General features: G+C 53.0%; 1 rRNA gene. It reads right to left on the bottom strand.

The window, feature by feature from the left end:
• Positions 1 to 247 (bottom strand): 23S ribosomal RNA (locus ACZ3HH_RS30890); the annotation flags it as partial.

Raw genomic sequence — 247 nt, 5'->3', positions numbered from 1 at the left:
CATCGGCCATCCAGTAGCTCTACCTCCGGCAAGAAACACGCAACGCTGCACCTAAATGCATTTCGGAGAGAACCAGCTATCACGAAGTTTGATTGGCCTTTCACCCCTATCCACAGCTCATCCCCTAACTTTTCAACGTTAGTGGGTTCGGACCTCCAGTACGTGTTACCGCACCTTCATCCTGGCCATGGATAGATCACCTGGTTTCGGGTCTACGCCCAGCAACTGAACGCCCTATTCGGACTCG

The organism is Pseudomonas sp. PME37.24/025, assembly GCF_055556615.1.
This window is presented reverse-complemented; position numbering and strand designations above follow the sequence as displayed.